This is a genomic window from Streptomyces sp. PH10-H1, assembly GCF_030063355.1.
GTDB lineage: Bacteria > Actinomycetota > Actinomycetes > Streptomycetales > Streptomycetaceae > Actinacidiphila.
This window is the reverse complement of record NZ_JASISZ010000007.1, coordinates 1-25,913: the sequence shown is the minus strand read 5'-3', so window position 1 is coordinate 25,913 and position 25,913 is coordinate 1. Positions and strand designations below refer to the sequence as shown.

General features: G+C 71.8%; 21 protein-coding genes. 15 read left to right on the top strand and 6 right to left on the bottom strand.

Annotated elements, in window-relative coordinates; genetic code table 11:
- The first annotated feature begins 8 nt into the window (after positions 1 to 8).
- The 3 genes from QMK24_RS06925 (at position 9) to QMK24_RS06915 (ending at position 3,847) form a co-directional block, all read left to right on the top strand.
- Positions 9 to 1,478 (top strand): peptidoglycan recognition protein family protein, encoded by a 1,470-nt coding sequence (locus QMK24_RS06925; protein WP_283464312.1) that lies wholly within the window; start codon positions 9 to 11, stop codon positions 1,476 to 1,478.
- Positions 1,479 to 1,703: 225 nt separating this feature from the next.
- Positions 1,704 to 2,786: a mannose-1-phosphate guanylyltransferase gene (gene manB, locus QMK24_RS06920; protein WP_283464311.1), complete on the top strand. Its 1,083-nt coding sequence runs from the start codon at positions 1,704 to 1,706 to the stop codon at positions 2,784 to 2,786.
- Between the two features lie 137 nt (positions 2,787 to 2,923).
- The gene (locus QMK24_RS06915; protein WP_283464310.1) at positions 2,924 to 3,847 is read left to right on the top strand and encodes a DNA-3-methyladenine glycosylase family protein; all 924 of its coding nucleotides are present in this window, start codon (positions 2,924 to 2,926) and stop codon (positions 3,845 to 3,847) included.
- 31 nt (positions 3,848 to 3,878) lie between these two features.
- Here the strand turns inward: QMK24_RS06915 and QMK24_RS06910 are convergent, their stop codons facing one another.
- The 3 genes from QMK24_RS06910 to QMK24_RS06900 form a co-directional block, all read right to left on the bottom strand.
- On the bottom strand, positions 3,879 to 5,270 hold the full coding sequence (locus QMK24_RS06910; protein ID WP_283464308.1) for a coenzyme F420-0:L-glutamate ligase: 1,392 nt from the start codon (positions 5,268 to 5,270) through the stop codon (positions 3,879 to 3,881).
- Complete coding sequence (cofD, locus tag QMK24_RS06905; RefSeq protein WP_283464307.1) at positions 5,267 to 6,223, bottom strand: 2-phospho-L-lactate transferase; 957 nt, start codon at positions 6,221 to 6,223, stop codon at positions 5,267 to 5,269. Before cofD ends, QMK24_RS06910 begins: the two co-directional genes overlap by 4 nt.
- A gap of 78 nt (positions 6,224 to 6,301) precedes the next feature.
- Entirely contained in the window at positions 6,302 to 6,817 is a 516-nt protein-coding gene (locus tag QMK24_RS06900; protein ID WP_283464306.1) for a cysteine dioxygenase, read from the bottom strand.
- Between the two features lie 656 nt (positions 6,818 to 7,473).
- Here QMK24_RS06900 and QMK24_RS06895 point away from each other — a divergent pair.
- The 3 genes from QMK24_RS06895 to QMK24_RS06885 all read left to right on the top strand — a co-directional run bounded on the left by QMK24_RS06895 (position 7,474) and on the right by QMK24_RS06885 (position 13,310).
- The gene (locus tag QMK24_RS06895) at positions 7,474 to 7,737 is read left to right on the top strand and encodes a WhiB family transcriptional regulator (RefSeq protein ID WP_093737255.1); all 264 of its coding nucleotides are present in this window, start codon (positions 7,474 to 7,476) and stop codon (positions 7,735 to 7,737) included.
- 299 nt (positions 7,738 to 8,036) lie between these two features.
- Entirely contained in the window at positions 8,037 to 11,708 is a 3,672-nt protein-coding gene (locus QMK24_RS06890; RefSeq protein WP_283464305.1) for a glycosyltransferase, read from the top strand.
- A gap of 129 nt (positions 11,709 to 11,837) precedes the next feature.
- A complete protein-coding gene (locus tag QMK24_RS06885; protein ID WP_283464304.1) occupies positions 11,838 to 13,310 on the top strand; it encodes a DUF5719 family protein in 1,473 nt (490 codons plus the stop codon).
- Between the two features lie 80 nt (positions 13,311 to 13,390).
- Here the strand turns inward: QMK24_RS06885 and QMK24_RS06880 are convergent, their stop codons facing one another.
- On the bottom strand, positions 13,391 to 13,852 hold the full coding sequence (locus tag QMK24_RS06880; protein ID WP_283464303.1) for a metallopeptidase family protein: 462 nt from the start codon (positions 13,850 to 13,852) through the stop codon (positions 13,391 to 13,393).
- A 209-nt stretch (positions 13,853 to 14,061) separates the two neighbouring features.
- Here QMK24_RS06880 and QMK24_RS06875 point away from each other — a divergent pair, with 209 nt between their 5' ends.
- From QMK24_RS06875 to QMK24_RS06850, 6 genes are all read left to right on the top strand, one after another.
- Positions 14,062 to 14,481: a DUF3499 domain-containing protein gene (locus tag QMK24_RS06875; protein WP_283464302.1), complete on the top strand. Its 420-nt coding sequence runs from the start codon at positions 14,062 to 14,064 to the stop codon at positions 14,479 to 14,481.
- Positions 14,482 to 14,587: 106 nt separating this feature from the next.
- Entirely contained in the window at positions 14,588 to 15,946 is a 1,359-nt protein-coding gene (locus tag QMK24_RS06870) for a phosphomannomutase/phosphoglucomutase (protein WP_283464301.1), read from the top strand.
- Positions 15,947 to 16,083: 137 nt separating this feature from the next.
- A complete protein-coding gene (locus QMK24_RS06865) occupies positions 16,084 to 16,263 on the top strand; it encodes a Trm112 family protein (RefSeq protein WP_283464300.1) in 180 nt (59 codons plus the stop codon).
- Positions 16,264 to 16,529: 266 nt separating this feature from the next.
- Positions 16,530 to 17,666: an SIS domain-containing protein gene (locus QMK24_RS06860; RefSeq protein ID WP_283464453.1), complete on the top strand. Its 1,137-nt coding sequence runs from the start codon at positions 16,530 to 16,532 to the stop codon at positions 17,664 to 17,666.
- Positions 17,667 to 17,670: 4 nt separating this feature from the next.
- Positions 17,671 to 18,927 carry a mannose-6-phosphate isomerase, class I gene (gene manA / locus QMK24_RS06855; protein WP_283464299.1) on the top strand — a complete coding sequence of 419 codons (1,257 nt, stop codon included), beginning with the start codon at positions 17,671 to 17,673 and terminating at the stop codon, positions 18,925 to 18,927.
- A 113-nt stretch (positions 18,928 to 19,040) separates the two neighbouring features.
- On the top strand, positions 19,041 to 20,012 hold the full coding sequence (locus tag QMK24_RS06850) for a cation diffusion facilitator family transporter (protein WP_283464298.1): 972 nt from the start codon (positions 19,041 to 19,043) through the stop codon (positions 20,010 to 20,012).
- A 75-nt stretch (positions 20,013 to 20,087) separates the two neighbouring features.
- Here QMK24_RS06850 and QMK24_RS06845 read toward each other — a convergent pair whose 3' ends face one another.
- Positions 20,088 to 20,345, bottom strand: a complete 258-nt coding sequence (locus tag QMK24_RS06845; protein WP_283464297.1) for a S26 family signal peptidase — start codon at positions 20,343 to 20,345, stop codon at positions 20,088 to 20,090.
- Between the two features lie 603 nt (positions 20,346 to 20,948).
- On the opposite strand from QMK24_RS06845, the gene ahcY reads away from it, so the two are divergent.
- Both ahcY and QMK24_RS06835 read left to right on the top strand, forming a co-directional pair.
- Entirely contained in the window at positions 20,949 to 22,400 is a 1,452-nt protein-coding gene (gene ahcY / locus QMK24_RS06840; protein WP_283464296.1) for an adenosylhomocysteinase, read from the top strand.
- 125 nt (positions 22,401 to 22,525) lie between these two features.
- Entirely contained in the window at positions 22,526 to 23,140 is a 615-nt protein-coding gene (locus QMK24_RS06835) for a hypothetical protein (RefSeq protein ID WP_283464294.1), read from the top strand.
- Between the two features lie 42 nt (positions 23,141 to 23,182).
- Here the strand turns inward: QMK24_RS06835 and QMK24_RS06830 are convergent, their stop codons facing one another.
- Positions 23,183 to 24,136: an RDD family protein gene (locus tag QMK24_RS06830; RefSeq protein WP_283464293.1), complete on the bottom strand. Its 954-nt coding sequence runs from the start codon at positions 24,134 to 24,136 to the stop codon at positions 23,183 to 23,185.
- 145 nt (positions 24,137 to 24,281) lie between these two features.
- Between QMK24_RS06830 and QMK24_RS06825 the strand changes: the two genes are divergently transcribed.
- Positions 24,282 to 25,289, top strand: a complete 1,008-nt coding sequence (locus QMK24_RS06825; protein ID WP_283464292.1) for a stage II sporulation protein M — start codon at positions 24,282 to 24,284, stop codon at positions 25,287 to 25,289.
- The last annotated feature ends 624 nt before the right edge of the window (positions 25,290 to 25,913 follow it).

Here is a 25,913-nt window from a genome sequence, read left to right as displayed (position 1 = left end):
TCTGTTCCATGCGTGCATACCTTGCCTCCACCATCGGCGTCGCGTGCACGGCCGCGCTGGCGCTTCCGATCGCCGTCCCCACGGGCGCCGCCGCGAACGGCGGACGGCCCGAGCGGCCGGTTCACGTGACGGCCTCCTCCCGCACGGCCGTTGCCATGTCCTCGACCTCTTCCTCCTCCTCCTCTTCCCCGGTCTCCGGCACAGCGCCGGCCGCCCCCGGTGCCGCCCGAAAGGTCCCGGGCAGCACCCGTTCCCTTCCACTGGTCCCGCTCGCCCCCGCCACCGCCCATGGATCCGACCGCGCGCTCGCCGCCACCGCCGAGCAGGGCCTGGCCGCGCGCCGGGTCACCCCGTACTCGCTGCTCGGCGTCACCTGGGACGACTCCACCGCCGACATCAACGGCTCCGTCCAGGTCCGGACCCGGGCCGCCGCCACCGGCGCCTGGTCCGGCTGGCAGGACGTACAGGCGCACAACGATGACGCCCCCGACCCCGGCGGCAGTCCCACCCGTGGCGCCACCGCCCCGCTGTGGGTCGGCGCCTCGGACGGGGTCCAGGTCCGGGTACGGCCCGGAGCCGTCGTCAGGGACACCGGTGACCGTTCCGCCGTGGCCGCCGCACCACTGCCCAAGGGCCTGCGCCTGGAGATGGTCGACCCGGGCGACGAGATGACGCCGGAGGCCGCGGAACAGGTCGTGCGGGAGGCGTCGGCCCAGGCGGGGAACGACCTCCGGCTGGGCCTGGACGGCCGGGGACTGGCACCGGGCCTCGTCCCCGTCGGCGCTCCCGCCGCCGAGATCCCCGCACTCAGCAGGGCCGAGACCGCGGCCGTTTCCGCCACTGCGACTGCGACCGAGGCCGGTGGCACGCCCTACATCGGCGCGCGCCCCAAGATCACCACCCGGGCCGGCTGGGGCGCCGACGAGAGCCTGCGCGAAGCCGGCTTCGTCTACACCGACACCGTCAAGGTGGCCTTCGTCCACCACACCGCCACCGGGAACGGCTACAGCTGCTCGGAAGGCCCCGCGCTCATCCGCAGCATCTACCGCTACCACGTGGAGAGCAGCGGCTGGCGGGACATCGGGTACAACTTCCTCGTCGACAAGTGCGGAACCATCTACGAGGGCCGGGCGGGCGGCGTCGGCAAGGCTGTCTTCGGCGCTCACACCCTCGGCTTCAACACCAACAGCATGGGCGTCGCCGTCCTCGGTACGTTCACCAGCGCCGCGCCGTCGGCCGCCGCCCTGAACGGGGTGTCCCATCTCCTCGCCTGGAAGCTCGGACTGTTCGGATCGAATCCGGAAGGCACCGCCCATCTGACCTCCGGTGGCGGCAACCTGTACGCGAAGGGCACCAGCGTCAAACTCAACGTCATCTCGGGACATCGCGACGGCTTCAACACCGAGTGCCCCGGGGCCAAGCTCTACGCCAGACTCGGATCCGTCCGCCAGTCGGCAGCCGACCTCCAGGGCCGCTGAGCCGCCGCTCGGTTGCAGCGCGTTCCACCGCGGTTCTACCCGCGGTTCGACGTGTGGTTCGACGCGAAGTTCGACTCGTGCTTTGACTCGCGGTTCGACCGCGTTCCCGTCCGCGGCTCCGGGGTGTCCCGGGGCCGCGGACGGTGCGAGTGGTCAGCTCATCCGTTCATCTGCCTAAGATTGCGGCCCATCGGCCCGCCCACCAGGAAGCAGAGAAGAACCCAGGTGACTGAAGCGATCCTCTTGGTCGGCGGCAAGGGCACCCGACTGCGCCCGCTGACGGTGCACACGCCCAAGCCCATGGTCCCGGCGGCCGGTGTGCCGTTCCTGACCCACCAGCTCGCCCGCGCCCGCGCGGCCGGTGTCGAGCACATCGTGCTGGCCACCTCCTACCTCGCCGAGGTCTTCGAGCCGCACTTCGGCGACGGCTCGGCGCTCGGCCTGCGTCTGGAGTACGTCACCGAGGACGAGCCTCTCGGCACGGGCGGCGCCATCCGCAACGTCGCCTCCAGGCTCCGGTCCGCCCCCGGCGACCCCGTCCTCATCTTCAACGGCGACATTCTCACCGGCCTCGACATCCGCGCCCTCGTCGAGAACCACCGCACGACGGGCGCCGATGTCTCCCTGCACCTCACCAAGGTCGCGGACCCGCGCGCGTTCGGCCTCGTCCCCACCGATGCCTCCGGGCGCGTCACGGCCTTCCTCGAGAAGCCGCAGACCCCCGAGGAGATCGTCACCGACCAGATCAACGCGGGCGCGTACGTATTCAACCGCTCGGTCATCGACGGCATCCCGGCCGGCCGGCCCGTCTCCGTCGAGCGCGAGACCTTCCCCGGCCTCCTCGCCTCCGGCGCCCACCTCCAGGGCATGGTCGACTCCACGTACTGGCTCGACCTCGGTACCCCGCAGGCCTTCGTCCGCGGCTCCGCCGACCTCGTTCTCGGCCGCGCCACGTCCCCGGCGGTCCCCGGCCGGCGTGGCGAGCGCCTCGTCCTGGACGGCGCCGTCATCGGCGAGGGCGCCAAGCTCAGCGGCGGCACCTCGATCGGCGCGGGCGCGCGGATCGGAGCCGGTGCGCGCATCGACGGCAGCCTCGTCCTGAACGGCGCCGTCGTCGAACCCGGCGCCGTCATCCGGGACTCCCTCATCGGCACCGGCGCCACCATCGGCGCCCGCACGATCCTCGACGGTGCCGTCATCGGCGACGGCGCCACCGTCGGCGCCGACAACGAACTCCTCCACGGCGTCCGCGTCTGGTGCGGCGCGCAGATCCCCGCGGCCTCGCTCCGCTTCTCCTCGGACCAGTAGCCGACGAGTAGCCGACCGCCAGGTAGGTGGCCGAGGGCGCGGGCGGAGGGCGCCGACCGAGGACGCGAGCCCCGGTCGGGTACCTGGCCGCGGCCCGGCGGGGCCCGGGGAGCCGCCGTGCGGCTACCCTCGGGCGGATGCGAACGAGTACCCGCCACTGGACCCCGGGGGTCAGGACCGACCTCGGCCTGACGCTCGGCCCGCTGGGCCGCGGTCCGGGGGATCCGGCGTACCAGGTGGCACCCGACGGCGCGATCTGGCGGGCCGCCCGCACCCCGGCGGGCCCCGGAACGCTGCGGATCGGCGCGGCCGGCGGCACCGTACGGGCGGAGGCCTGGGGCGAGGGTGCGGACTGGCTCCTGGAGGCGCTTCCCGCGCTGCTCGGCGCGGATGACGACCCCGCCCCGTTCACCCCGCGCCACCGCGTCGTGCACGAGGCGCACCGGCGGCACCCGGGCCTGCGGCTGACCCGTACCGGCCTCGTACTCGAATCGCTGATCCCCTCGATCCTGGAACAGAAGGTCACGTCCGACGAGGCCCATCGCGCCTGGCGGCTGCTCCTGCGGCGCCACGGCGAACCGGCCCCAGGGCCTGCCACCGGCGGTCCCGCCGGCGGGATGTACGTGATGCCGGCTCCGCGCCAGTGGTCCCTCATCCCGTCCTGGGACTGGCACCGCGCCGGGGTCGACAACAAGCGCTCCGCGACGATCCTGCGCGCCGTCCGGGTGGCCGCGCGGATGGAGGAGGCCGCCACCATGGACCTGGCGACGGCCTCCGCCCGGCTGCAGGCGATCCCGGGCATCGGCCCCTGGACGGCCGCCGAGACGCTGCAGCGCAGCAACGGGGCGCCGGACGCGCTGACGGTCGGGGACCTGCACCTGCCGAACATCATCGGCTTCGCCCTCACCGGAGCGCACCGCACCGACGACGCGGCGATGTGCGCGCTACTGGCCCCGTACGCGGGCCAGCGCCACCGGGCGGCCCGCCTGATCCTGCTCAGCGGCCGCGTCCCCCCGCGCAGAGCGCCGCGCTTCGCGCCGAACGACATCGCCCGCATCTAGCGGGCTGAATTCAGCGCGTCCGGTCGCAGGCTCACCGGACGGTGATGAACGCCTCCGCAGTCCGTTCCGGCCGGGGCTTCGGCGGGGCGGACGCGTGGCCGACGGCGACGGCGCCCATCGGGTCCCAGTCGTCCGGCAGCCCGAGGACATCGCGGACGACATCGCGGCAGAACATCGTGGAGGACACCCACGCGGAGCCGAGTTGCTCGCCCGCCAGCGCGACCAGCAGGTTCTGGACGGCGGCTCCGACGGCGACGACGAACATCTCGCGCTCCGCTCCCGCCCGCCGCGGGTCCGGATATGCGTGCGCGCCGTCGGCGACCAGGCACGGCACGATCAGATACGGAGCTCGTCGCAGCACGTCCCCGCGCCGCAGCCGGCGGGTGACGTTCTCCTCGGGGAAGCCGTCGGCGCGCAGGTCCGCCGCCCAGGCGTCCCGCATGGCGTCGAGCAGCCGCGTTCTGGACTCCGCGGACTCCAGGAGTACGAACCGCCAGGGCGTGGTGTGGTGCGGCGCGGGTGCGGTGACGGCCATGTCGACTGCGCGCCGGACCGCGGTGCCGTCCACCGGCTCACCGGTGAAGTCCCGGACCGTACGGCGTGCCGCGACGGCCTCTCGGATGGCTTCCGACGTGCCGAGCCGGAACATGTCCGTGCTCGCGTCCCGGACGAGGGCGCGGGCGCCGGGCCCGTCGTCCGGCGACACCAGGTGGCCGAGCCCGCGGACGACGGCGACCGGCAGCCCGGCCGCCTTGCCCTTGACGAGGTCCCCGGCGGCGGCGAGTTCGTCCCCGGTGGCGGTGACGGTCATGCTCAGCGCGTTGCCGTGCGAATCGAGGCCGCCGCGCAGGTCGTCGAGGACCCGCAGCCCGGCGGCGCCGATGGCCACATCGGTGAGCCCTTCGCGCCACGGCCGCCCGAAGGTGTCCGTGACCACGACCGCGACCTGGACGCCGAGCGCATCGCGCAGCCCGTCCCGGATCGCGCGGGCGGACGCGTCCGGGTCCTCGGGGAGCAGAAGTATGGTCCCGGGGGCCGTATTGGAGGCGTCGACGCCGGCTGCTGCCATGACGAAGCCGTGCCGGGTCTCGACGATCCGGGTGGGCCCGCGCCGTGCGACCAGCCGGACCATCTCGGCGTCTATCGCGGCCTCGCGGTCGTCGGCGCGGACGATCCGGCCCTCGGCCTTGCTGACGATCTTCGACGTCACCAGGAGCACGTCCCCGTCGGCCAGGGCGGGATCCGCGCCGGCGATCAGTTTGGCGAGGTCGTCGCCGGGCTGCACCTCAGGGATCCCGGACACGGCGAGGACCTGGAAGGACGGGACGGCCGGGGCGGACGCCGAGTCCCGGAAGCCCGGGGAGCCTGGGGAGCCGAAGGAGGCCGGGGAGCCGGAGGAGCCGGGGGAGGCCGGGGAGGTCACGACCGGACCTCCGCCGCGAGCGCCAGTGCTTCGCGCGCCATGGCGGTGGTGGCTTCGAGGTCGGTCATCATCAGCGGTACCGCACGGCAGCGGATTCCCGTCGACTCGATCCCGGGGACCGAGCCGGCGTCCACGGTGTCGACGAGCCAGCCGTCGAGCAGTCCTGACCCGTAGTGGGCGGCGACAGCGGCGGCGGTCGTCTCGACGCCGACGGCCTCCAGGACCTTGTCCGCCATGCCGCGCACGGGCGCGTCACCGACGATGGGGGAGAGCCCGACGACAGGGACGCCCGCCTCCGCGATGGCCTCGCGGATCCCCGGCACGGCCAGGATCGTGCCGATGCTGACGACGGGGTTGGACGGCGGGAAGACGATGATGTCCGCGCTCGCGATGGCCTCCAGAACACCCGGGGCCGGCTTCGCCTGCTCCGCGCCGACCGGCACCACGGCATGCGCCTCGACGGAGGCGTGCAACCGCACCCAGTACTCCTGGAAGTGCACGGCCTTGCGCTCACCGTCCACGTCGATGAGGACGTGGGTCTCCACGCGGTCGTCCGACATGGGGATGAGCCGGACACCCGGCTGCCACCGCTCGCACAGCGCCTCGGTGACGGCGCTGAGCGGGTAGCCCGCGCCGATCATCTGGGTACGGACGATGTGGGTGGCGAAGTCGCGGTCGCCGAGCCCGAACCACTCGGGCCCGACTCCGTACGCAGCGAGTTCGGCCTTGACGGTGAACGTCTCGTCGGACCGGCCCCAGCCCTGTTCCTCGTGGATGCCGCCGCCGAGGGTGTACATGACGGTGTCGAGGTCGGGACAGACCTTGAGCCCGAACAGATGAATGTCGTCACCGGTGTTGCCGATGACGGTGATGTCCGCTTCCGGTGCCGCTGCCTTGAGGCCGCGCAGGAAACGGGCCCCCCCGATGCCGCCGGCCAATACCACAATTCGCATGAGGGACAGTCTGTCAGCCCGCTCTGTCAGCCCCGCACGGGCTCCTGCACGGGCTCCTGCGCGGACTCCTGCGCGGACTCATGCCGGCTCATGGGCCGGCTCCTGCGCGGCGGGCGCGGTGCAGGCCGCGTAGGGGGTCATCGCGGTGAGGCCGGGGAAGTAGATGTGCAGGCTCACGGCCGGTTCGAGGGAGTCATTGACGACCTCGTGGAGATAGCCGGGCGCAAAGGCGCGCTGACCGCCCGGTACGAGACCGCGCCGGACCTCGCCCGAGGCGCCGGACAGCGCGCGCTCGGTCAGCTCGCCCTGCAGAACGGTGAGCACACCGGAGGAGCCGCCGTGGTCGTGCAGGCCACTGCTCTGGCCGGGCACCCAGCTGAGCAGCCAGACCTCATAGCCGGGTCCGGTCTGCAGCCGCGCGTACCAGCGGGTGGTGGCGTCGTAGCGGACCAGCGGCGCCCACCGGTCGCGGTCGGCCGCGATGGAACGGGCCAGGCCGGCGAATTCGGCGACGGTGCTGGGGTGCTGCGGAACGGGAGGCAGGAGGTGGGGCAGGGCGAGCGGGTCGCCGGCGATCGAGACGTCGCTGTACATGTGCGGAAGTTCCTTGCCGAAAGCTGCGGAGGGCGGCGGGTGCGGAACTGAGCGGTGATGAGGATGAAGGTGCTCAGCGGTCCAGGACTCAGCGGCAACAACAGGAACGGCGACAGCGGACCGGCACAGCGCGGTGGGACTCGCGACGGCGAGTCCGGAACGGCGCATGGGTCACTGCTGGCATGGGTATAGGAAACCGGTCTCCGGGAGTGCTTGTCAACCAGTTGTCCGTTATGTCGGAAATCTTTCACCTGATCCGGTCGGCCGAGGTGGTGAAAGGTTTGTGCGGAGAGATGTACGGATAGGTGGCGCAGCAACTGCACATGGGAGCGTCTTCCTGCTCGACGGTGTCGCGCCCCCGTGGCCGGATTGTGATCCACAACGCTTCACCTCGCGATGCGGAACGCGGCCCAGTGCTGCGACGTCTGACGAGGTGTGAGCGGTGGATCTGCTGGACCTTGGTTGACAGATGCTGGCGTTTGGGATGATTTCCACACTTTCTGCCAACCCTTGGTTCAGCGGAGTGAATAACGGGCCTAATAGCAGATCTCGGCTTGACTGGCCCGTATCGGCACACTTGTAATTTCACTCGTGTCGTTCAGCCGCTACCGGTAACGGCAACATCACGGGGAAGCAAAGACAGACGAGGGGCGCGCATGACCGAGCAGTTCCAGCTTCTGCTGGCCGAGGAGGCTGACGAGGAACTCGGATGGCAGGAGCGCGCGCTGTGTGCGCAGACCGATCCCGAATCGTTCTTCCCGGAAAAGGGCGGATCCACTCGCGAGGCGAAAAAGGTCTGTCTCGCCTGCGAAGTCCGCTCCGACTGCCTCGACTACGCACTCGCCAATGACGAACGCTTCGGAATCTGGGGCGGCCTGTCGGAACGCGAGCGCCGACGGCTCAAAAAGGGCGTGGTCTAAGGCCTGTCCGGCCCTGGTCCCGGTTCGCTCCAAAGCTTGCTCGGCCCGCCTGCCGGTCTCATCCACCGGGAGGCGGGCCGTTGTTGTGTCCGATGTCGTGCGGGTGACGTGCCGGTGCCGTGCCGGGGCCGGCCGGTGCCGTGCCCGGTGTCGTGGCCATCGGCGTGGGGGAGTTATCCACAGCCGCCGGGCAGGGTCGCGGGCGTGAGCCGTTAGTGTGGGGGCCCGTCCGAGGCGCGCCGTCCACCCCAGTGGTCACAGCGTCCACCGCAGTCCAGCGAACCGGGGCCCGAACCTCGATGTCCGTGAACAGTCAAGCGTCGGCCTTTTTCCCGGCCGCCCCAGAGTTGCCGCGCCATGTCGTCACCGCCGTGCTCGTCGTGCACGACGGTGCCCGCTGGCTGCCCAACGCGCTCTCCGGCCTCCTCGCCCAGGACCGCCCTGTCCAGGACGTCATCGCCGCCGACACCGGCAGCGCAGACGACTCCGCCCGGCTGCTGGCCGGAGCCCTCGGCGCCCAGCGCGTGCTCCACCTTGCCCGCCGCACCGGTTTCGGCGCGGCCGTCGACGAGGCGGTCCGTGCCGCCGGCCGGCTCACCGCCGAGCAGCTGCCGTATCTGCAGCGCGCCAGCGGATGGGACCCCGTCAGCCGCAGCTGGAACGATGACGCGTACGACGAGCCCGATGATCCGCACGGCGAACCCGTCGAATGGCTCTGGCTCCTTCACGACGACTGCGAGCCCGACCCCGGCGCCCTCGCCGCGCTGCTCCGCACCGCCGACGCGTCCCCCTCCGCGGCGGTCATCGGCCCCAAGCTGCGCAGCTGGTACGACGGCCGCCAGCTGCTGGAAGTCGGCGTCAGCATCGCCCGCAGCGGCCGCCGCTGGACCGGACTGGAACGCCGCGAGCAGGACCAGGGTCAGCACGACCAGGTCCGCCAGGTCCTGTCGGTGTCCAGCGCGGGCATGCTGGTCCGCCGCGATGTGTGGGAAGAGCTCGGCGGCTTCGACCGCCATGTGCCGCTCATGCGCGACGACGTCGACTTCTGCTGGCGCGCCCAGGCCGCCGGCCATATCGTCCTGGTCGCCCCGGACGCCGTGATGCGGCATGCCGAGGCCGCCTCCCGCGAGCGCCGACCCGTCGACTGCGCCGGCCGGTCCGCCGTCAATCCGCACCGCGTCGACAAGGCCGGTGCCGTCTACACGCTGCTCGCCAACACCCGCGGCCCGCTGCTGCCGTACGTGGTGCTGCGGATCGTCCTCGGCACCCTGCTGCGCACCCTCGCCTACCTCGTCGGCAAGGTGCCGGTACAGGCCGTCGACGAGATCGTCGGACTCCTCGGTGTGCTGCTGCGCCCCGGCCGGGTGCTCGGCGCCCGCCGCCGCCGCGGCCAGGGCGCCGTCCCGCCGTCCGAACTGCGGCCGCTCTTCCCGCCGCCGGGCGCCACCGTGCGGGCCACCGTCGACCAGGTCGTCAGTAACTTCTCCGGACGTACCGAGGCCGCCGCCGCGGCGGCCGGCCGGCACGGCGGCGGCATCGAGTCGGGACCCGGCGACGAGGACGGCGACTTCATCGAGGTCGAGCAGTTCGCCCGGCTGAAGCGCATCGCCCACAAACCGGGACCGATGCTCTTCGCCGTCCTGCTCGTCGTCTCGCTCGCCGCCTGCCGGTCGCTGCTCGGCTCCGGCTCCCTGACCGGCGGCGCACTGCTGCCCGCCGCTCCCGGCGCCTCCGACCTGTGGGCCGCGTACACCGGCGCCTGGCACGCACTGGGCACCGGCGGCACCCAGCCCGCCCCGCCGTATCTCGCGGTCCTCGCGCTCTTCGCCAGCGTCCTGTTCGGCAGCACCGGTCTCACCCTCACGGTGCTCCTCGTCGCCTCCGTCCCGCTGGCCGGCGTCACCGCCTACTTCGCGTCCCGGCGGCTGGTCGAGTCCCGGCTCCTGCGGGCCTGGGCCAGCGTCGCGTACGCCTTCCTGCCCGCCGCCACCGGCGCGCTGGCCGGCGGCCGCATCGGCACCGCCGTCCTGGCGATCCTGCTGCCGCTGATGGCCCGCACCGCGGTCGCCACGGCGGGACTGCAGCTGACCGACGGCGCCATCGCGCGCGGCGCCCGGCCGAGCTGGCGCGCCACCTGGGCGCTCGCCCTGATGCTCACCTTCACGGCCGCCTTCACCCCGCTGGTCTGGCCGATCGCGCTGGTGCTGTGCGCGGGTGTGCTCGTACTGCGCGTCGTGCGCGGTCAGCAGCGGCTGCTCGTCCCGCACCTGCTGCGCTCCGCGGCCCTGCTCATCACCCCCGCCGTGCTCCTCGCGCCCTGGTCGCTGGCCCTGGTCGCACACCCCGGACGGCTTCTGCACGAGGCGGGCCTGCCCTTCGGCACCAAGGCCGCCTCAGCAGTCGACCTGCTGATGATCAGCCCCGGCGGCCCGAACGGCTCCGGCGGCCTGCTGCTCATCGGCCTCGTCCTCGCCGCGCTCGCCGCCCTGATGCGCTCCGAGCGGCAGCTCGCGGTGCTCACCGCGTGGGCGGTCGCGCTGGCCGGGCTGCTCTTCGCCATCCTGGAGAACGGCGAAGCCTGGGCCGGCCCCGCCACCCTCGTCTACGGACTCGCGCTGCTGGCCGCCGCGGCGATCGGAGCGGAGGGCGCCAAGGAACGCATCGCCGCCAAGGGCTTCGGCTGGCGGCAGCCCGTCGCCGCGCTGATCGCCCTGGCCGCCGCCGCCGCTCCGCTGCTGGCCGCGTTCACCTGGGTGCAGGACGGCGCGAACGGGCCGCTCAAGCGGCACGACGCCGTGCAGGTCCCCGCATTCGTCGCGGAGGAGAGCACCAGCCGCGACCAGGCCCGCACCTTGGTGCTCGACGGCAAGCCCACGGGCGTCTCGTACGTCCTGGTCCGCGGCGCCGGCGCGCGTCTGGGCGACGCGGAACTCGCCGCCGAGGCGGGCCGCGACAGCCGTCTGGACGATACGGTCGCCAACCTCGTGGCGGGCTCCGGCGCCGACCAGGCGAGCCGGCTCGCCGGCTACGCGGTCCGCTACGTCCTCGTCCAGCCGGGCGCCCCGCACGAGATGGGCCGGGTGCTCGACAGCACCCCCGGCCTGTCCCGCGTCAGCCAGGCCGACGGCAGCGCCCTGTGGCGCGTCGACATCCCCGTCTCCCGCATCGCCATCGTCAGCAAGGACGCACCACCGGTGCCCGTCGGGGCCGGGCGCGTCGAGGCGCACGCCAAGATCCCGGCCGGCAAGGCCGGACGCGTCCTGCGCATCGCCGACACGGCCTCCGACGGCTGGCATGCCACACTCGACGGCGCGCAGCTCAAGGCCACCAAGGTCGACGACTGGGCGCAGGGCTTCGAACTGCCCCCGGACGGCGGCCGGCTGGACCTCACCTACCAGGATCCGGTCGCCCACACCGGCTGGCTGTGGGCCCAGGGCTTCCTCGCGCTCGTTGTGGTGGTGCTGGCGCTGCCGGGCCGCCGCCGTCAGATCGACGACGACCTGCCGGAGCAGGAAGCCGCGGCCGCGGCCACATCCACCTCCGGGATCCCGGCGCAGGCGTCCGGCGAAGGCCGGCGGGCCCGCCGCCTCCAGGCGGCCGCCGATGCCGAGGCCGCCGCCGAGGCGGGAACCGATCCCGCCGCCGAATCACCGGCCGAATCACCGGCCGAATCACCGGTTGTCCCCGACCAGTACGACCCGTACGCGGCCGGACCGGTCGACCCGGGCGGTGACCCGTACGCCGCCGTCACGCAACAGGATCCGTACGGACAGCAGTGGGACGGCTACCAGTACGCGGCCCCCACCGCCCCCGCCGACCCCGGCGGCTACGACCAGAACGGCGGCACCTACGCCGATCCCTACACCTACGGCCAGCAGCCGGCCTACGACCCGTACCAGCAGCCGCAGGACGGCGGCGGGTACTACACCGACGGCGACCAGCACCACGACGGGGGCAACCGCCAGCCCTGATCCCCACGACTCGGCGAGGCGGACGCATCCGTCCCGCCGAGTCCCGCACGTCACGTACGTCAGACACGTCAGACACGTCATGACCAGGTCGACCGGCCGGCCCCGGGCAACACCGCGAGGTGAAAGTCAGTGAACCGCAGCATCCTCTCCCTGGCGGGAGCGACCGCAGCCCTCGTCGCCCTGACCGGCGCGGCAGTGCTCACCGGGGCCGGCGACCCGGCCGCCGCGCCCGTCGGCTCCGCCGCCCGGCAACCCGTGCAGCGGTCGGCGCTGGTGTGCCCGGCGCCCTCGGCCTCCGAGCTGGCGTCCACCACGTACACCTCGTTCACGCCCAAGGGCACCCAGCCGGGACGGCAGGGCTCCGCCCAGCTGCTGCCCGCCACGGGCGCCGCGGGCGGGCAGGCCAAGCCGCTCGCCCCGCTGACCGAGCCGGGCGTGCCGGTCACCGCCAAGGTGGACAAGCCCGATCAGCCCGCGCTGGTCGGCACTGCTGAAGGCGGTCTCGCCCCCGGCTGGAGCGTCCAGCAGACCACCGTGATCAGCGCGGGCGCCGGCCGCGGCGTGCTGGGCACCTCCTGCGTCGCCCCCGACAGCGAGTTCTGGTTCCCCGCCGCGAGCACCGCCGCGGACCGCCAGGACTTCCTGCATCTGGTGAACCCCGACGACATGGACGCCGTCGTCGATATCGAACTGTTCGGCAAGGACGGCGCCCTCAAGGCCACGACCGGCGACGGCGTTTCCGTCCCGTCGCAAGGCAGCACGTCGATCCTGCTCTCCACCCTCATCGCGGAGAAGGCACCCGATCTGACCGTGCATGTCACCGTCCGCAGCGGCCGGGTCGGCGCGGCCGTCCAGGCGGCGGACAGCAGGCTCGGCGTCGACTGGCTGCCCGCCGCCGCCGACCCGGCCGGCGGCCTGGTGTTCCCCGGCATCCCCAGCGACGCGACGTCCGTACAGCTCGTGGCGTACGCCACGAGCCAGGAAGACGCCGACCTGACCGTCCGGCTCGCCTCACCGGCAGGCTCCATCACCCCGGCCGGACATGAGACGTTGCACGTCAAGAGCGGTATGACGACTGCGGTCGACCTCGGGGACCTCACCAAGGGCGAGGCCGGATCCCTGCTGCTGGCCCCGACCGACGCGCACAGCCCGGCACCGATCGTCGCCGCGCTGCGGATCACCCGGGGCACGGGCGCCAAGCAGGAGATGGCCTTCCTGCCGGCCACGGCGAAGATCGACGACCGGGCCACCGTCGCCGACAACCGGACGAAGGCATCGACGCTGTCCCTCGTCGCGCCGGGCAAGGAGGCGACGGTGAAGGTCACCACCTCGGCGGCCACCGACGGCGGAGCACCGGTCACCAAGACCGTCACCGTCAAGGCCGGTACCACCCTGGCGATCGAGCCGCCCCAGCCCTCGTCGGGCACGGGCGCGTACGCGGTGACCGTGGAACCGGTCTCCGGCGGCCCGGTCTACGCCTCCCGCATGCTGTCGCTGCCGCTCAACGGCGTCCCCATGTTCACCATCCAGCCGATGCCGGACGACCGGGGCACGGTCGTGGTCCCCAAGGTCCAGCCGAACCTGTCGATCCTGACCGACTAGGGCCTGAGGGGCCGGGCGGGCAGGTGCGAGCGGACCGTCTCCAGTCCTGCTCGTACGTGCTCCAGTCCTGCCCGTACGTGCTAGTCCTGCCCGTACTTGGGGTCCACGTTCTCCGGTGAGAGCCCCAGCAGCTCGGCCACCTGCTCGACGACGACCTCGTGCACGAGCATCGCCCGCTCGTCGTGGCTCTTGGCCCGGATCTCCACCGGGCGGCGGTACACCACGATCCGGTTCGGAGCGTCCTTGCGGCCGCTGATCAGCCGGCCGAGCGGCACACTGCCGTCTGCCGAGTCGTCAGCCGTGGCCGGTTTCCCCGCGTCGGAGACGAGCGGCACCTCCTGCACGGCGAACTCGACGTCGGCAAGCTGCGGCCAGCGCCTTTCCAGGCGGTCGGCGGCGTCCCGTACGAGGTCGTCGAAGGCGTCGGCGCGCGTGAGCGCGAGCGGCACCTGCGGCGGCGCGATGGGTCCGCGCATCCCGCGCCCATGACGGTCGCGGCGACGCGGGCGGGGGTCTGAAGAGGGAGGTACAGGGCTGTCCATCGCCTTTGAGCCTAGTCCTCCCGGAGCCGCGGTACATGGCGGACGCCGGGCGGCGCGCCATCCGCCCCGATGTCGCGCGACCGTGTGACGGGGAAACCGCCGGGACCACCACGGGGAATCCGTGCCGCCGCCTCCTCCTCGCAGGTCAGCTCGTGATCCCGGCTACCCGGCGTTCCCGGCGAACCGGGACGACACGACCGGGTGAGGTCGTGGAGAGTCGTCGCGGCCCGCTCAAGAGTGCGGTAGCGTCCAACGTCGTGAGCCCTGTACGTCGCTGTTCGCGGACCGCTTGCGGCCGACCCGCCGTCGCGACGCTGACGTACGTCTACGCGGACTCGACCGCCGTACTCGGCCCGCTCGCGACCTACGCCGAGCCGCACTGCTACGACCTCTGCCACGAGCACTCCGAGCGCCTCACCGCGCCGCGCGGCTGGGAAGTCGTCCGGCTCGCGATGGACACCGGTCCCGTCCGCCCCAGCGGTGACGATCTCGAAGCGCTCGCCAACGCCGTACGCGAGGCCGCCCGCCCACCGGAGCGCCCCGCGAACGTCTCCCGGGGCCGTGACGTGGACCCCATGGAGGTCGCCCGCCGGGGCCACCTGAGGGTGCTGCGCTCGCCCGAGCCCTGACCGGGCCGATCACCGGGCCGATCAGCGGGCCGATCGCTCCGCCGGGGTAGGTTGAGCGGGAGTTTTCCGCGCGCCGCCGTCCGGCGCTGTCCAACAGGGGTGTGCTGTGTCCGACTTGTCGCAGATCGTTAAGGCCTACGACATTCGCGGCGTGGTCCCGGACCAGTGGGGCGAGCCGCTCGCCGAGCTCTTCGGCGCGGCCTTCGCCACCGTCACCCAAGCCGATGCGATCGTCGTCGGCCATGACATGCGCCCCTCCTCTCCCGGAATGTCCCGCGCCTTCGCGCGGGGTGCGGCCGCGCGCGGTGCGTCCGTCACCGAGATCGGGCTGTGCTCGACGGACGAGATGTACTTCGCCAGCGGTCAACTGGACCTGCCCGGCGCGATGTTCACCGCCAGCCACAACCCCGCGCAGTACAACGGCATCAAGATGTGCCGCAAGGGCGCGGCCCCGGTCGGGCAGGACACCGGACTGGCCGACATCCGCGCGCTGGCCGAGCGGTGGAGCGAGCAGGGCGCGCCGGAGCCGGTCGCCACCCCCGGAGTGATCACCCAGCTGGACGTACTGGCCGATTACGCCGGTTATCTGCGCGACCTGGTGGACCTGGGCGCGATCCGGCCGCTGAAGGTCGTGGTCGACGCGGGCAACGGGATGGGCGGTCACACCGTCCCCACTGTCTTCGACGGGCTGCCGCTGGAGCTGGTCCCCCTGTATTTCGAGCTGGACGGGACCTTCCCCAACCACGAGGCCAATCCGCTGGACCCGGCGAACCTGGTCGACCTCCAGGCGAAGGTCCTGGAGACCGGCGCCGATCTGGGCCTGGCCTTCGACGGTGACGCCGACCGCTGCTTCGCGGTCGACGAGCGCGGCGAGCCGGTCAACCCCTCGGCGATCACCGCCCTGGTCGCGGCCCGGGAGCTGGCCAAGCACCCCGGCGCCACGATCATCCACAACCTGATCACGTCCTGGTCCGTGCCCGAGGTCGTCAAGGAGCACGGCGGCAACCCGGTGCGCACCCGCGTCGGCCATTCCTTCATCAAGCAGGAGATGGCCCGCACCGGAGCGGTCTTCGGCGGCGAGCACTCCGCGCACTACTACTTCCGTGACTTCTGGAACGCCGACACCGGCATGCTCGCCGCGCTGCACGTGCTGGCCGCGCTCGGCGCCCAGGACGGCACGCTGTCCGCCCTCGTCGCCGAGTACGACCGCTACGCCGCCTCCGGCGAGATCAACAGCACCGTCGCCGACCAGGCGGGCCGGGTCGCCGCGGTGCGCGCCGCCTACGAGAGCCGGCCCGGCGTCATCCTCGACGAGCTCGACGGTCTCACCGTCACCACCGCCGACTGGTGGTTCAACCTCCGCGCCTCCAACACCGAGCCGCTGCTCCGCCTCAACGTCGAGGCCCGCGACGCCGCCACCGTCGCGCGCGTCCGCGACGAGGCACTCGCCATCATCCGGGCCTGACGCGGCCCCACCCCGGCGATAGGCTGATCACGGCGCAAACGTATACCGCCGTCCAGCCGTCCGGCCGCTCAGCCGCTCAGCCCAACCGTTCAGGGCAACTCGTCCAACCGTCCGACCCGTCCAAAGGACAAGCCACCATGCCGCTCGTCGAAGCCAGCCTTCTGGAGATCCTCGCCTGCCCGGCGTGCCACGCCCCCCTCCGGGAGGACACCGAAGCGAGCGAGCTCGTGTGCACCTCGGACAGCTGCGGTCTCGCCTACCCCGTACGCGACGACATCCCCGTCCTGCTCATCGACGAGGCCCGCCGCCCGGCCTGAAAGTCCGGCCTGACCGCCCGGCCTCAACGGGTCCCGGCCAGGGTCCCGGCCAGGGTCCCGGCCAGGGTCCTGGGCAGGGTCCTGGGCAGGGTCCCGCGACACGTCACCCGGCAGAACCAGTACCAGTCACATCCCGTCACACCCAGCTACCCAGCCGCACCAGCCACTCCGCCACCCTGGCCGGCGGCACGGGGACCCAGGACCGGGCCCCCGTGACCACCCGGCAGGGCGGGCCCGGGGTGACGGACCAGGACCGGGAGGTCCCGATGCTCGACGAGTCGCTGCTTGACGACCCCGACGCCCTCGGCCGCGCCGACACCCGCGGGCTGCTGCTCAGCGCCGCGGCCGCCGGTGCCCGCGTGCGGATCGCCGCGCGGCTCACGCAGGAAGCGGGCGTCCAGAACCTCCGCCCGGACGGCAGGCCGCGCAGCGTGCTCGTCGCCGGCACCGGCCCGGAAACCGCGGTCGTCGCCGACGTGCTCGCCGCGCTCGGCGCCGGCAGCTGCCCCGTGATACCGCTCCGGCCCGCCGGCCCGACCTCGTACGAACTGCACTGGACGCTCCCCGGCTGGACCGGCCCCCTCGACCTGCTGCTGCTCACCACTTCGAGTGGCAGGGAGGACGGCCTGGTCGGCCTCGTCGAGCAGGCCTACCGGCGCGGCTGCACCGTCGCCGCCGTGGCGCCCGCCAAATCGCCCCTCGCCGAGGCACTGGAACAGGCGCGCGGCATGACGATCCCGTTCGCCGGGCCCGCGCCCACGCTCCCCTCCGGGGCGGCCGGCGCCTCCGGCGACGACCCCGGCGCGCTGTGGGCGCTGCTCACCCCGCTGCTCACGCTCGCCGACCGCATCGGGCTGTTCAGCGCCCCGCCGACCGCGGTCCAGGCCGTGGCCGACCGGCTCGACGAGGTCGCCGCGCGCTGCGGACCGGCCATCGCCACGTACAACAACCCCGCCAAGACCCTCGCCACCGAACTCGCCGACGCCCTGCCCCTGCTCTGGAGCACCGGCCCGATCGGCGCCCCGGCCGCCCGCCGCTTCGCGGCCGTACTCGCCGCCCGTACCGGCCGCCCCGCGCTCGCCGCCGAACTGCCCGAAGCGCTGGCGGCACACGGCGCCCTGCTCGCCGGGACCCTCGCGGCCGGAGCCGACCCCGACGACTTCTTCCGCGACCGCACCGAGGACAACCGGACGATGCGGCTGCGCGTCGTCCTCCTGCGGGAGGCGGCCGGACAGCAGGCCGCCGCGGCGCCCGCCGCCCGTGAGCTGGCCTACGCCCATGAGACCCCGCTCAGCGAAATCGCCGCGGCGGACGGCAGCGCCCTGGAAACCGCCGCCGAGCTGCTCGCCCTGACAGATTTCGCCGCGGTTTACCTTGCTGTCGCCTCCAGCGAGAGATCATGACGTCATGGACCGTCTGACCAACAGCGTGCGCCCCTACGCCTGGGGCTCCACGACCGCCATCCCCGAACTGCTCGGCACCACCCCCACCGGCGAGCCACAGGCCGAGCTGTGGATGGGCGCCCACCCGGGCGCGCCCTCGCGGATCGACCGGGGCGCGGGACCGATCCCGCTGAACGAGGTCATCGACGCCGATCCGCGCGCGGAACTCGGCGAGCCCGCCGTACAGCGCTTCGGCCCGCGGCTGCCCTTCCTGTTCAAGGTCCTCGCGGCCGGTGCGCCGCTGTCCCTCCAGGTCCACCCCGACCTCGCCCAGGCGCAGGCGGGCTTCGCGGACGAGGAGGCGCGCGGCATCCCCGCCGACGCCCCGCACCGCAACTACAAGGACGCGAACCACAAGCCCGAAGCCATCGTCGCGCTCACCCCCTTCGAGGGACTGTGCGGCTTTCGGCACCCCGCCGAGGCCGCCGAGGTGCTCGAAGCCCTCGGCGTCGACTCGCTCAAGCCGTACGCGGACATCCTGCGCGCCCGCCCCGGGAGCGACGCGCTGCGCGAGGTCCTCGCCGCCGTACTGACCGCCGACCGCGACGCGATGGCTGACACGGTCGACGCCGCAGCCGACGCCGCCGCCCGCCTCGGAGCGCAGGACGGCCCGCACGCCGCCGACTTCGCCGCCTACGCGGCCACGGCCCGCAGCTTCCCCGGCGACCCGGGCGTCATCGCGGCCATGCTCCTCAACCATGTGACCCTGCAGCCCGGCGAAGCCCTCTACCTCGGCTCCGGCATCCCGCACGCGTACCTCGACGGCCTCGGCGTCGAGATCATGGCCAACTCCGACAACGTGCTGCGCTGCGGCCTCACCCCCAAGCACGTCGACGTGCCGGAACTGCTCCGCGTCGTCCGCTTCGAAGCCACCGACCCGGGCGTCATGCGCCCCGAGGCATCGTCGAACGGGGAAGAGGCCTACGAGACCCCGATCGACGAGTTCCGGCTCTCGCGCTATGTACTCGCCCCGGGTGGTGAGGCCCGCACGCCCGACGCCCGCACCCCGCAGATCCTGCTCTGCACCGACGGCTCGGTGCGGCTCCGTTCCCCGCACGGCGACCTGACGCTGGCGCGCGGCGAGTCCGCCTTCATCCCGGCGGGCGAACGCGTCGAACTGACGAGTGAGGGAACCGACGACCCCGAGGACGGGAGCGGCGGAAGCACCGGGAGCACCGGGAGCACCGGGGGCACCGTCTTCCGGGCCACCGTGGTGGCCTGACGCGCCGTTCGCAGGGCAGCCTGCAAGAATGACCGGCCTGCGAAGGCCGAGCACCGGCCGGAGACTGGGCCGTGGCAGCGGCCGGGGCCGACGGAAGGGACGAACCAGCACCTATGAGCGCGTCAGGCGGAACCAAGGCGATCGTCGCCGCATTGAGCGCCAACCTCGCCATCGCCGTGGCGAAGTTCGTGGCGTGGGCGTTCAGCGGATCGTCGTCCATGCTCGCCGAAGGCGTGCACTCCCTCGCCGACTCGGGCAACCAGGCGCTGCTTCTCGTCGGCGGTAAGAAGGCCAAGCGCGAGGCCAGCGAGGAACACCCCTTCGGCTACGGCCGGGAGCGCTACATCTATGCCTTCCTCGTGTCGATCGTGCTCTTCAGCGTCGGTGGCATGTTCGCGCTCTACGAGGGCTACACCAAGATCAAGCACCCGCACGAGATCGAGCACTGGTACTGGCCGGTCGGCGTCCTGGTCTTCGCGATCATCGCGGAGGGCTACTCCTTCCGCACCGCGATCAAGGAGTCCAACGAGACCCGCGGTCAGCAGTCCTGGACGAACTTCATCCGCCGCGCTAAGGCCCCGGAGCTGCCCGTCGTTCTTCTGGAGGACTTCGGCGCACTGGTCGGCCTGGTCCTCGCCCTCTGCGGTGTCTGCATCTCACTGGCCACCGGCAAGGGTGTGTGGGACGGTGTCGGCACCCTCTGCATCGGCATCCTGCTCATCCTGATCGCCCTGGTGCTCGCCGCCGAGACCAAGTCCCTGCTCCTCGGCGAGGGCGCCGACGCCGAATCGGCGGCCAGGATCCGCGAGGCCATCGTCGACGGAGACACCGTCACTGGCGTCATCCACATGCGGACCCTCCACCTCGGCCCCGAGGAACTGCTGGTCGCCGCGAAGATCGCCGTCCAGCACGACGACACCGCCGCCGAGGTCGCCCGCGCCATCGACGCCGCCGAGGCCCGCATCCGCGCGGCCGAGCCGATCGCCCGCGTCATCTATCTCGAACCCGACATCTACAGCGAGGCCGCCGCTGCCGCCGGCCCCGACCCGACCCAGAACCCGGGCGGCGACCCGCATCCCCACTGAGGTCCTGGTACGACGAAGGGCCCCGCGCGGCGAAGCGCGGGGCCCTTCGTCGTACCGGCTGCCGGTTACTGGTCGTCATGCGGCGGTCCGGCGTCTGCCCTTCGCCCAGGTGACCACGGCGCCGATCAGCCCGGCCGGCGCGATGAGCAGCCCGGAACCGAATGTCACCGCATGGGGCATCAGCGCATCGGTACTGGTCGTCGCCCGCGCCCACACCGCGGAGGCGGGCGCTGTTCCCTGCTCCGTCTCGAGGTGGAAACGGGAGTCGAGGGAGTTGATGCGATTGTCGCCGAGCAGGAAGAGTCGACCGCAGCCCGGCCACCAGCACCGCACACCAGACGACCAGCCATTTCCGGCTCGCTCTGCGAACCGGCACGGGCCACGGTGAATCTGCCGGGTTCTCCATGCCGCCCCTCCGCCTGCCCTCCGCTTTTCGGACGGCGCGGGAGGCATCGTAGGGGTCCCGCCGTATGGCGCGGAGGCCCCCACGTAACGCCGGATCCACCGGTTGACGGCCGTCGGCTACCGGATCTCGGCCGGCATCTTGAGGATCCCGGCCCGGCTCGGGGTCTTCTGAAGGCAGGGCGCCGATCGGGCCTTGCGTCTCGACTTTCATGTCGATACTGAGCGCGATGGTCCTTTTTGCACCTTTCGGTCGAACTTCTTCCCTTTCCGTCGACAGGTTCCGGACATCGCGAGCCGGGGACCGATGAGCCGTCCGGCCCGTCCGGTGTAGGTTCGTCTGTAGCCAGACGTCGCTGCTGATGGCGGTCGGGCGGTACCGCGCAAGCGGTGGCCGGCCGAGGGAGAGAGGGCCTCCGACGGAATGCGCTGCTGCAAGGGGACGGGTGTGTCCGCTCGAGGGCGCTGTCTCGTCGGCCTGCGGCTGCGTCAATTCCCCGTCCACCTCGAAGCATTCAGCGAGGAGCAGCCCGTATGACCACCACTGCCAATGACTTCAAGGTCGCCGATCTCTCCCAGGCCGCGTACGGCCGCAAGGAGATCACGCTGGCCGAGCACGAGATGCCCGGCCTGATGTCGATCCGTGCCGAGTACGCCGCCACGCAGCCGCTGGCCGGCGCGCGGATCACCGGTTCGCTGCACATGACGATCCAGACCGCGGTCCTCATCGAGACGCTGGTCGCGCTCGGTGCCGACGTCCGCTGGGCGTCCTGTAACATCTTCTCCACCCAGGACCACGCCGCAGCCGCCATCGCGGTCGGCCCGAACGGCACCCCCGAGAACCCGCAGGGTGTGCCGGTCTTCGCCTGGAAGGGCGAGTCGCTCGAGGAGTACTGGTGGTGCACGGAGCAGGCGCTGACCTGGCCGAACACCCCCACCGGCGGCCCGAACATGATCCTGGACGACGGCGGCGACGCCACGCTCCTGGTGCACAAGGGTGTTGAGTTCGAGAAGGCCGGCGCGGCCCCGGACCCGTCCACCGCGGACAGCGAGGAGTACGGCTACATCCTGCGCGTGCTGAACCGCACCCTCGGTGAGAGCCCCCAGAAGTGGACGCAGCTGTCGTCGGAGATCCGCGGCGTCACCGAGGAGACCACCACCGGTGTCCACCGCCTCTACGAGATGATGCAGGAAGGCTCGCTGCTCTTCCCGGCCATCAACGTCAATGACGCGGTCACCAAGTCGAAGTTCGACAACAAGTACGGCTGCCGCCACTCCCTGATCGACGGCATCAACCGCGCCACCGACGTCCTCATCGGCGGCAAGGTCGCCGTCGTCCTGGGCTACGGCGATGTCGGCAAGGGCTGTGCGGAGTCGCTGCGCGGCCAGGGCGCCCGCGTGATCATCACCGAGATCGACCCGATCTGCGCCCTGCAGGCCGCGATGGACGGCTACCAGGTCGCCACGCTCGACGACGTCGTCGCGATCGCCGACATCTTCGTCACCACGACCGGCAACAAGGACATCATCATGGCCGCCGACATGGCCAAGATGAAGCACCAGGCCATCGTCGGCAACATCGGCCACTTCGACAACGAGATCGACATGGCCGGCCTCGCCAAGATCCCTGGCATCGTCAAGGACGAGGTCAAGCCCCAGGTCCACACCTGGAAGTTCCCCGACGGCAAGGTCCTGATCGTGCTGTCCGAGGGCCGGCTGCTGAACCTCGGCAACGCCACTGGGCACCCCTCGTTCGTGATGTCCAACTCCTTCGCGGACCAGACGCTGGCCCAGATCGAGCTGTTCACCAAGCAGAGCGAGTACCCGACCGGCGTCTACGTGCTGCCGAAGCACCTGGACGAGAAGGTCGCCCGTCTCCACCTCGACGCCCTCGGCGTCAGGCTCACCACCCTGCGCCCGGAGCAGGCCGCCTACATCGGCGTCCCGGTCGAGGGCCCGTACAAGTCGGACCACTACCGCTACTGATCCGCCCGCTACTGATCCGCGGCTACTGATCCGCAGCTCAACCCTGTTGAGCCGCTGAGCGTTGCGCGCGTCGTCGGCCCCCGCCGTTTTCTGCGGCGGGGGCTTCGCCGTCTAAGGTCCCCACCATGCCCCGAGGCCGTTACTCGTTCTACGACACGCATGACCACACCCCCCTGGGTGCCGAGCACTTCCACTGCGCCACCGGCCCTTCCGGCTGGCGCTACGTCTCCCAGCTCACCGCCCCCTCGGGCGACCACGCTGGATCCGTCGACCTCACCATCGACGACCTCGGCCGCCCCATCCGCCTCGAACTGAACGCGTCCAGCTGGCAGGTCCGCGGCGCGGCCGTCGACGGCGTCACCTGGGTCCGCACCGACCCCACGGGGGAGCGCGCGCAGGAGGGCAACGTCCCCGCCCACGCCTTCACCGGTGCCTCGCCCGCATTCCTGATCGCCACCGCACGACTGCTGCGCTTGGAACCGGGCACCCCCGCCACCCGCGTACGCCTCGTCGCATTCGCACCCCCCGTACTCGCGCCCCGCACCCTCGACCAGTCCTGGGCCCTGCTCAACAGGACAGCACACACGACTGACAGTGGCCCGCTGGCAGTGGACGAGTACCAGGTCACCGAGCTCGACACCGGTGAGCAGCGCTCGATCCACATCGCGGGCGACATCGTCCTCTCCGCCCCGGGCATCGAGCTCGAAGAGCTCGAATCGCCGCCGTCGGCCTTCGCCTGACAGCGCCCGCCCGTCGCGTGCAGCTCCTGCTCGACGCGCGCTCTAAGCGGGCGGCGCGAACCCCGTACGCGGAGGTTCCGGCGGGACGGGCGCGGGCGACGGCGCGGTCTGCGCTGGCACCGCGTCCCTGGGTGCCGGGGGTGCCGGAGGTGCCGGGGACAGCGGCGGCGTGGACGGCATCGAGGGCATCGAGGGCGCCTGAGCACCACCGACCTGCGGATCACTGAAAGGACCGGCCGGAGGCCGCCCCCCGGCGAACATCCGCTGAGTGTCACGTGACTGCCGTTCCGCCACCACCGCGGCGAGGAATGCCACCGGCGGCGTCCCCTGCGGCACCCGCGTCCCCGTGCACGCGGCGACATCCGTCGCCAACCGTTCCGCCATCGACCAGCCGACCTGCGGATCCAGTTGCTGCATCCGCGACAGGTACTGGCGGACCGCGAGCCACAGCCCCTCCGGCACGCCCGAAAGATCCACTCCCGTGAACCGCCCGGCGAGCCAGGGCGGGGGAGGCGGCATCAACTGCGAGTGCTGCACCGGGACCCGCTCCCGTACGACCAGCGTCCCGGCGAAGACGTCCCCCAGCCGCCGCCCGCGCGCCGACACCAGCGACGCGATGCAGGCGATGACCCCCAACGACAGCTGGATCTCGACCACGCCCACCGCCCCGCGCACCAGCGCGTGCCGGAAGCGGATCGGCCCGCCGTCGTCGCGCACCACGCGGAGCCCGCAGGCCAGCTTCCCCAGCGACCGCCCGCGGGTGAGCGTCTCGACGGCGATCGGTGCGCCGACCAGGATGAGCAGCATCCCGCCGATGGACACCGCCGCCACCGCCGCGTCGTCGAGCGACGCCGTCGCCGCGGCGAGGAAGAACATGAGCCCGACGAACCCCGTCCAGTACACGACGAGGTCAATGGATATCGCGAGTGCGCGGCTCGGCAGCTTCGCCGGGTCCATCCCCAGCGCCACCGCCTCGCCCGTCACCAGTCCACTCACGCGCGAACCCCTCCTCCACGCTGCCGGAACCCTCGCCCGAACTTTTGCCCGAACCTCGTCCGAACCCTCGTCCGAACAGTCTGCCCGGTCTGCCAAGCTTGGGCTTCCCCACCGTCCGGCCCTCTTCCGCCAGGAGTAGCAGCCCATGGACCTAGATGTCTTCGCCGCCGCCCACCGGCACGAGTGGGACCGGCTCGACGCTCTGCTGGGACGGCGCAGCCGGCTCACCGGCGAGGAGGCCGACGAACTCGTCAGCCTCTACCAGCGCACGGCGACGCATCTCTCCCTCGTCCAGTCCAGCGCCCCGGACCCGGCCATGATCGGCCGGCTGACCACCCTGGTCGCGCGGGCCCGCAGCGCCGTCGCGGGCACCCGTGCGGCGAGCTGGCGCGACGTCGCCCGCTTCTTCACCAGCGTCTTTCCCGCAGCCGTCTACCGGGCCCGTCACTGGTGGGTGCCCACCGCGCTGCTGTCGACTGCCATCGCCGCGCTCATCGGCTGGTGGATCGCCTCCCACCCGGAGGTGCAGTCGGCCATCGGCCCCTCGGATGCGCTCCGGTCGATGACCCGGCCCGGCGGGCAGTACGAGACGTACTACTCCAGCCACCCCGCCGCTTCCTTCGCGGCCCAGGTCTGGACGAACAACGCCCAGGCCGCCGCGATGTGCCTGGTATTCGGCGTCTTCCTCGGTCTGCCCGTGCTCTGGGTGCTCTGGCAGAACATGCTCAACCTCGGCGTCGGCATCGGCCTGATGGGTTCGGCCGGCCGCCTCGACACCTTCCTGGGCCTGATCCTCCCGCACGGCCTCCTGGAACTCACCGCCGTCTTCGTCGCCGCGGGCACCGGCCTGCGCCTGGGCTGGACCGTGATCGACCCGGGCCCGCGCTCCCGCAGAACCGCACTGGCCGAGGAAGGCCGTGCGGCGATCGGCATGGCCATCGGCCTGGCCGTGGTCCTCTTCGTCTCCGGAGCCATCGAGGGCTTCGTCACCCCGTCCGGCCTTCCGACCTGGGCTCGCATCACCATCGGCATCGTCGCTGAGCTGCTCTTCCTCGGCTATGTCTACGGTGCCGGCCGGCGCGCGGTCCGCCTCGGCGAGACCGGCGACCTGGAGGCCGCGGACCGGAGCGCGGGCCTGCCGACGGCTGCCTGAGCGTCTCGGTCCCTGGATGTGCAATCACCGCCGCTGACCTGTTAGTCTCCTCTTCGCCCCAGAACCCCGTTGACACGGGTGGATGGGGGAGGTAGACTCGAACAGTTGTCTCCAACTAGCCATGTTCGAGACCGACAGATAGAGTCTGCTTCCTTCTTCGCTCATCGACGAAGACGCCGCAAACCCAATCCGAGTGAATTCTCAGACTGGGTACGTATGTCTTCGGAACGAGAGCGGGAAATCCGATGGAAAGCTTCTGCTAAAGTCGGGTGCAGCGGGAAAGCCGAAAGGCAGAAACGCTAAAGCAGGAACAAGTAGAACTCCCGCCGGCTGGGAATCGGGCGTGAAAGCGTCTGGTAGAGTCGGAAACGCGAAGGGAAGCCCGGAGGGCGCCGGTGACGGCACCAAAGGAAGCGTCCGTTCCTTGAGAACTCAACAGCGTGCCAAAAGTCAACGCCAGACTTATATACCCCGGGCAGGGCCGATTCCGGTTCTGTTTGAGGTTCCTTTGAAAAACAAAGTCCTTCCGCCGCCTTTCGGGGTGGGTGGGAGGCGATTACACAGCGAGGACGTTGTGCATCACGGGCCTTATTCCGGCTGGTGGTGCCGCTCTTGCGTGGAGAC

Excerpts from the sequence above, each read along its gene's own strand:
- cofD (WP_283464307.1), bottom strand. The coding sequence starts at position 6,223 with ATGCGAATTGTGGTATTGGCCGGCGGCATCGGGGGGGCCCGTTTCCTG.
- QMK24_RS06850 (WP_283464298.1), top strand. The coding sequence starts at position 19,041 with ATGAGCGCGTCAGGCGGAACCAAGGCGATCGTCGCCGCATTGAGCGCC.
- QMK24_RS06900 (WP_283464306.1), bottom strand. The coding sequence starts at position 6,817 with ATGTACAGCGACGTCTCGATCGCCGGCGACCCGCTCGCCCTGCCCCAC.
- QMK24_RS06860 (WP_283464453.1), top strand. The coding sequence starts at position 16,530 with ATGCTCGACGAGTCGCTGCTTGACGACCCCGACGCCCTCGGCCGCGCC.
- QMK24_RS06925 (WP_283464312.1), top strand. The coding sequence starts at position 9 with ATGCGTGCATACCTTGCCTCCACCATCGGCGTCGCGTGCACGGCCGCG.
- QMK24_RS06865 (WP_283464300.1), top strand. The coding sequence starts at position 16,084 with ATGCCGCTCGTCGAAGCCAGCCTTCTGGAGATCCTCGCCTGCCCGGCG.
- ahcY (WP_283464296.1), top strand. The coding sequence starts at position 20,949 with ATGACCACCACTGCCAATGACTTCAAGGTCGCCGATCTCTCCCAGGCC.
- QMK24_RS06825 (WP_283464292.1), top strand. The coding sequence starts at position 24,282 with ATGGACCTAGATGTCTTCGCCGCCGCCCACCGGCACGAGTGGGACCGG.
- QMK24_RS06895 (WP_093737255.1), top strand. The coding sequence starts at position 7,474 with ATGACCGAGCAGTTCCAGCTTCTGCTGGCCGAGGAGGCTGACGAGGAA.
- manA (WP_283464299.1), top strand. The coding sequence starts at position 17,671 with ATGGACCGTCTGACCAACAGCGTGCGCCCCTACGCCTGGGGCTCCACG.
- QMK24_RS06880 (WP_283464303.1), bottom strand. The coding sequence starts at position 13,852 with ATGGACAGCCCTGTACCTCCCTCTTCAGACCCCCGCCCGCGTCGCCGC.
- QMK24_RS06890 (WP_283464305.1), top strand. The coding sequence starts at position 8,037 with ATGTCCGTGAACAGTCAAGCGTCGGCCTTTTTCCCGGCCGCCCCAGAG.
- QMK24_RS06835 (WP_283464294.1), top strand. The coding sequence starts at position 22,526 with ATGCCCCGAGGCCGTTACTCGTTCTACGACACGCATGACCACACCCCC.
- QMK24_RS06915 (WP_283464310.1), top strand. The coding sequence starts at position 2,924 with ATGCGAACGAGTACCCGCCACTGGACCCCGGGGGTCAGGACCGACCTC.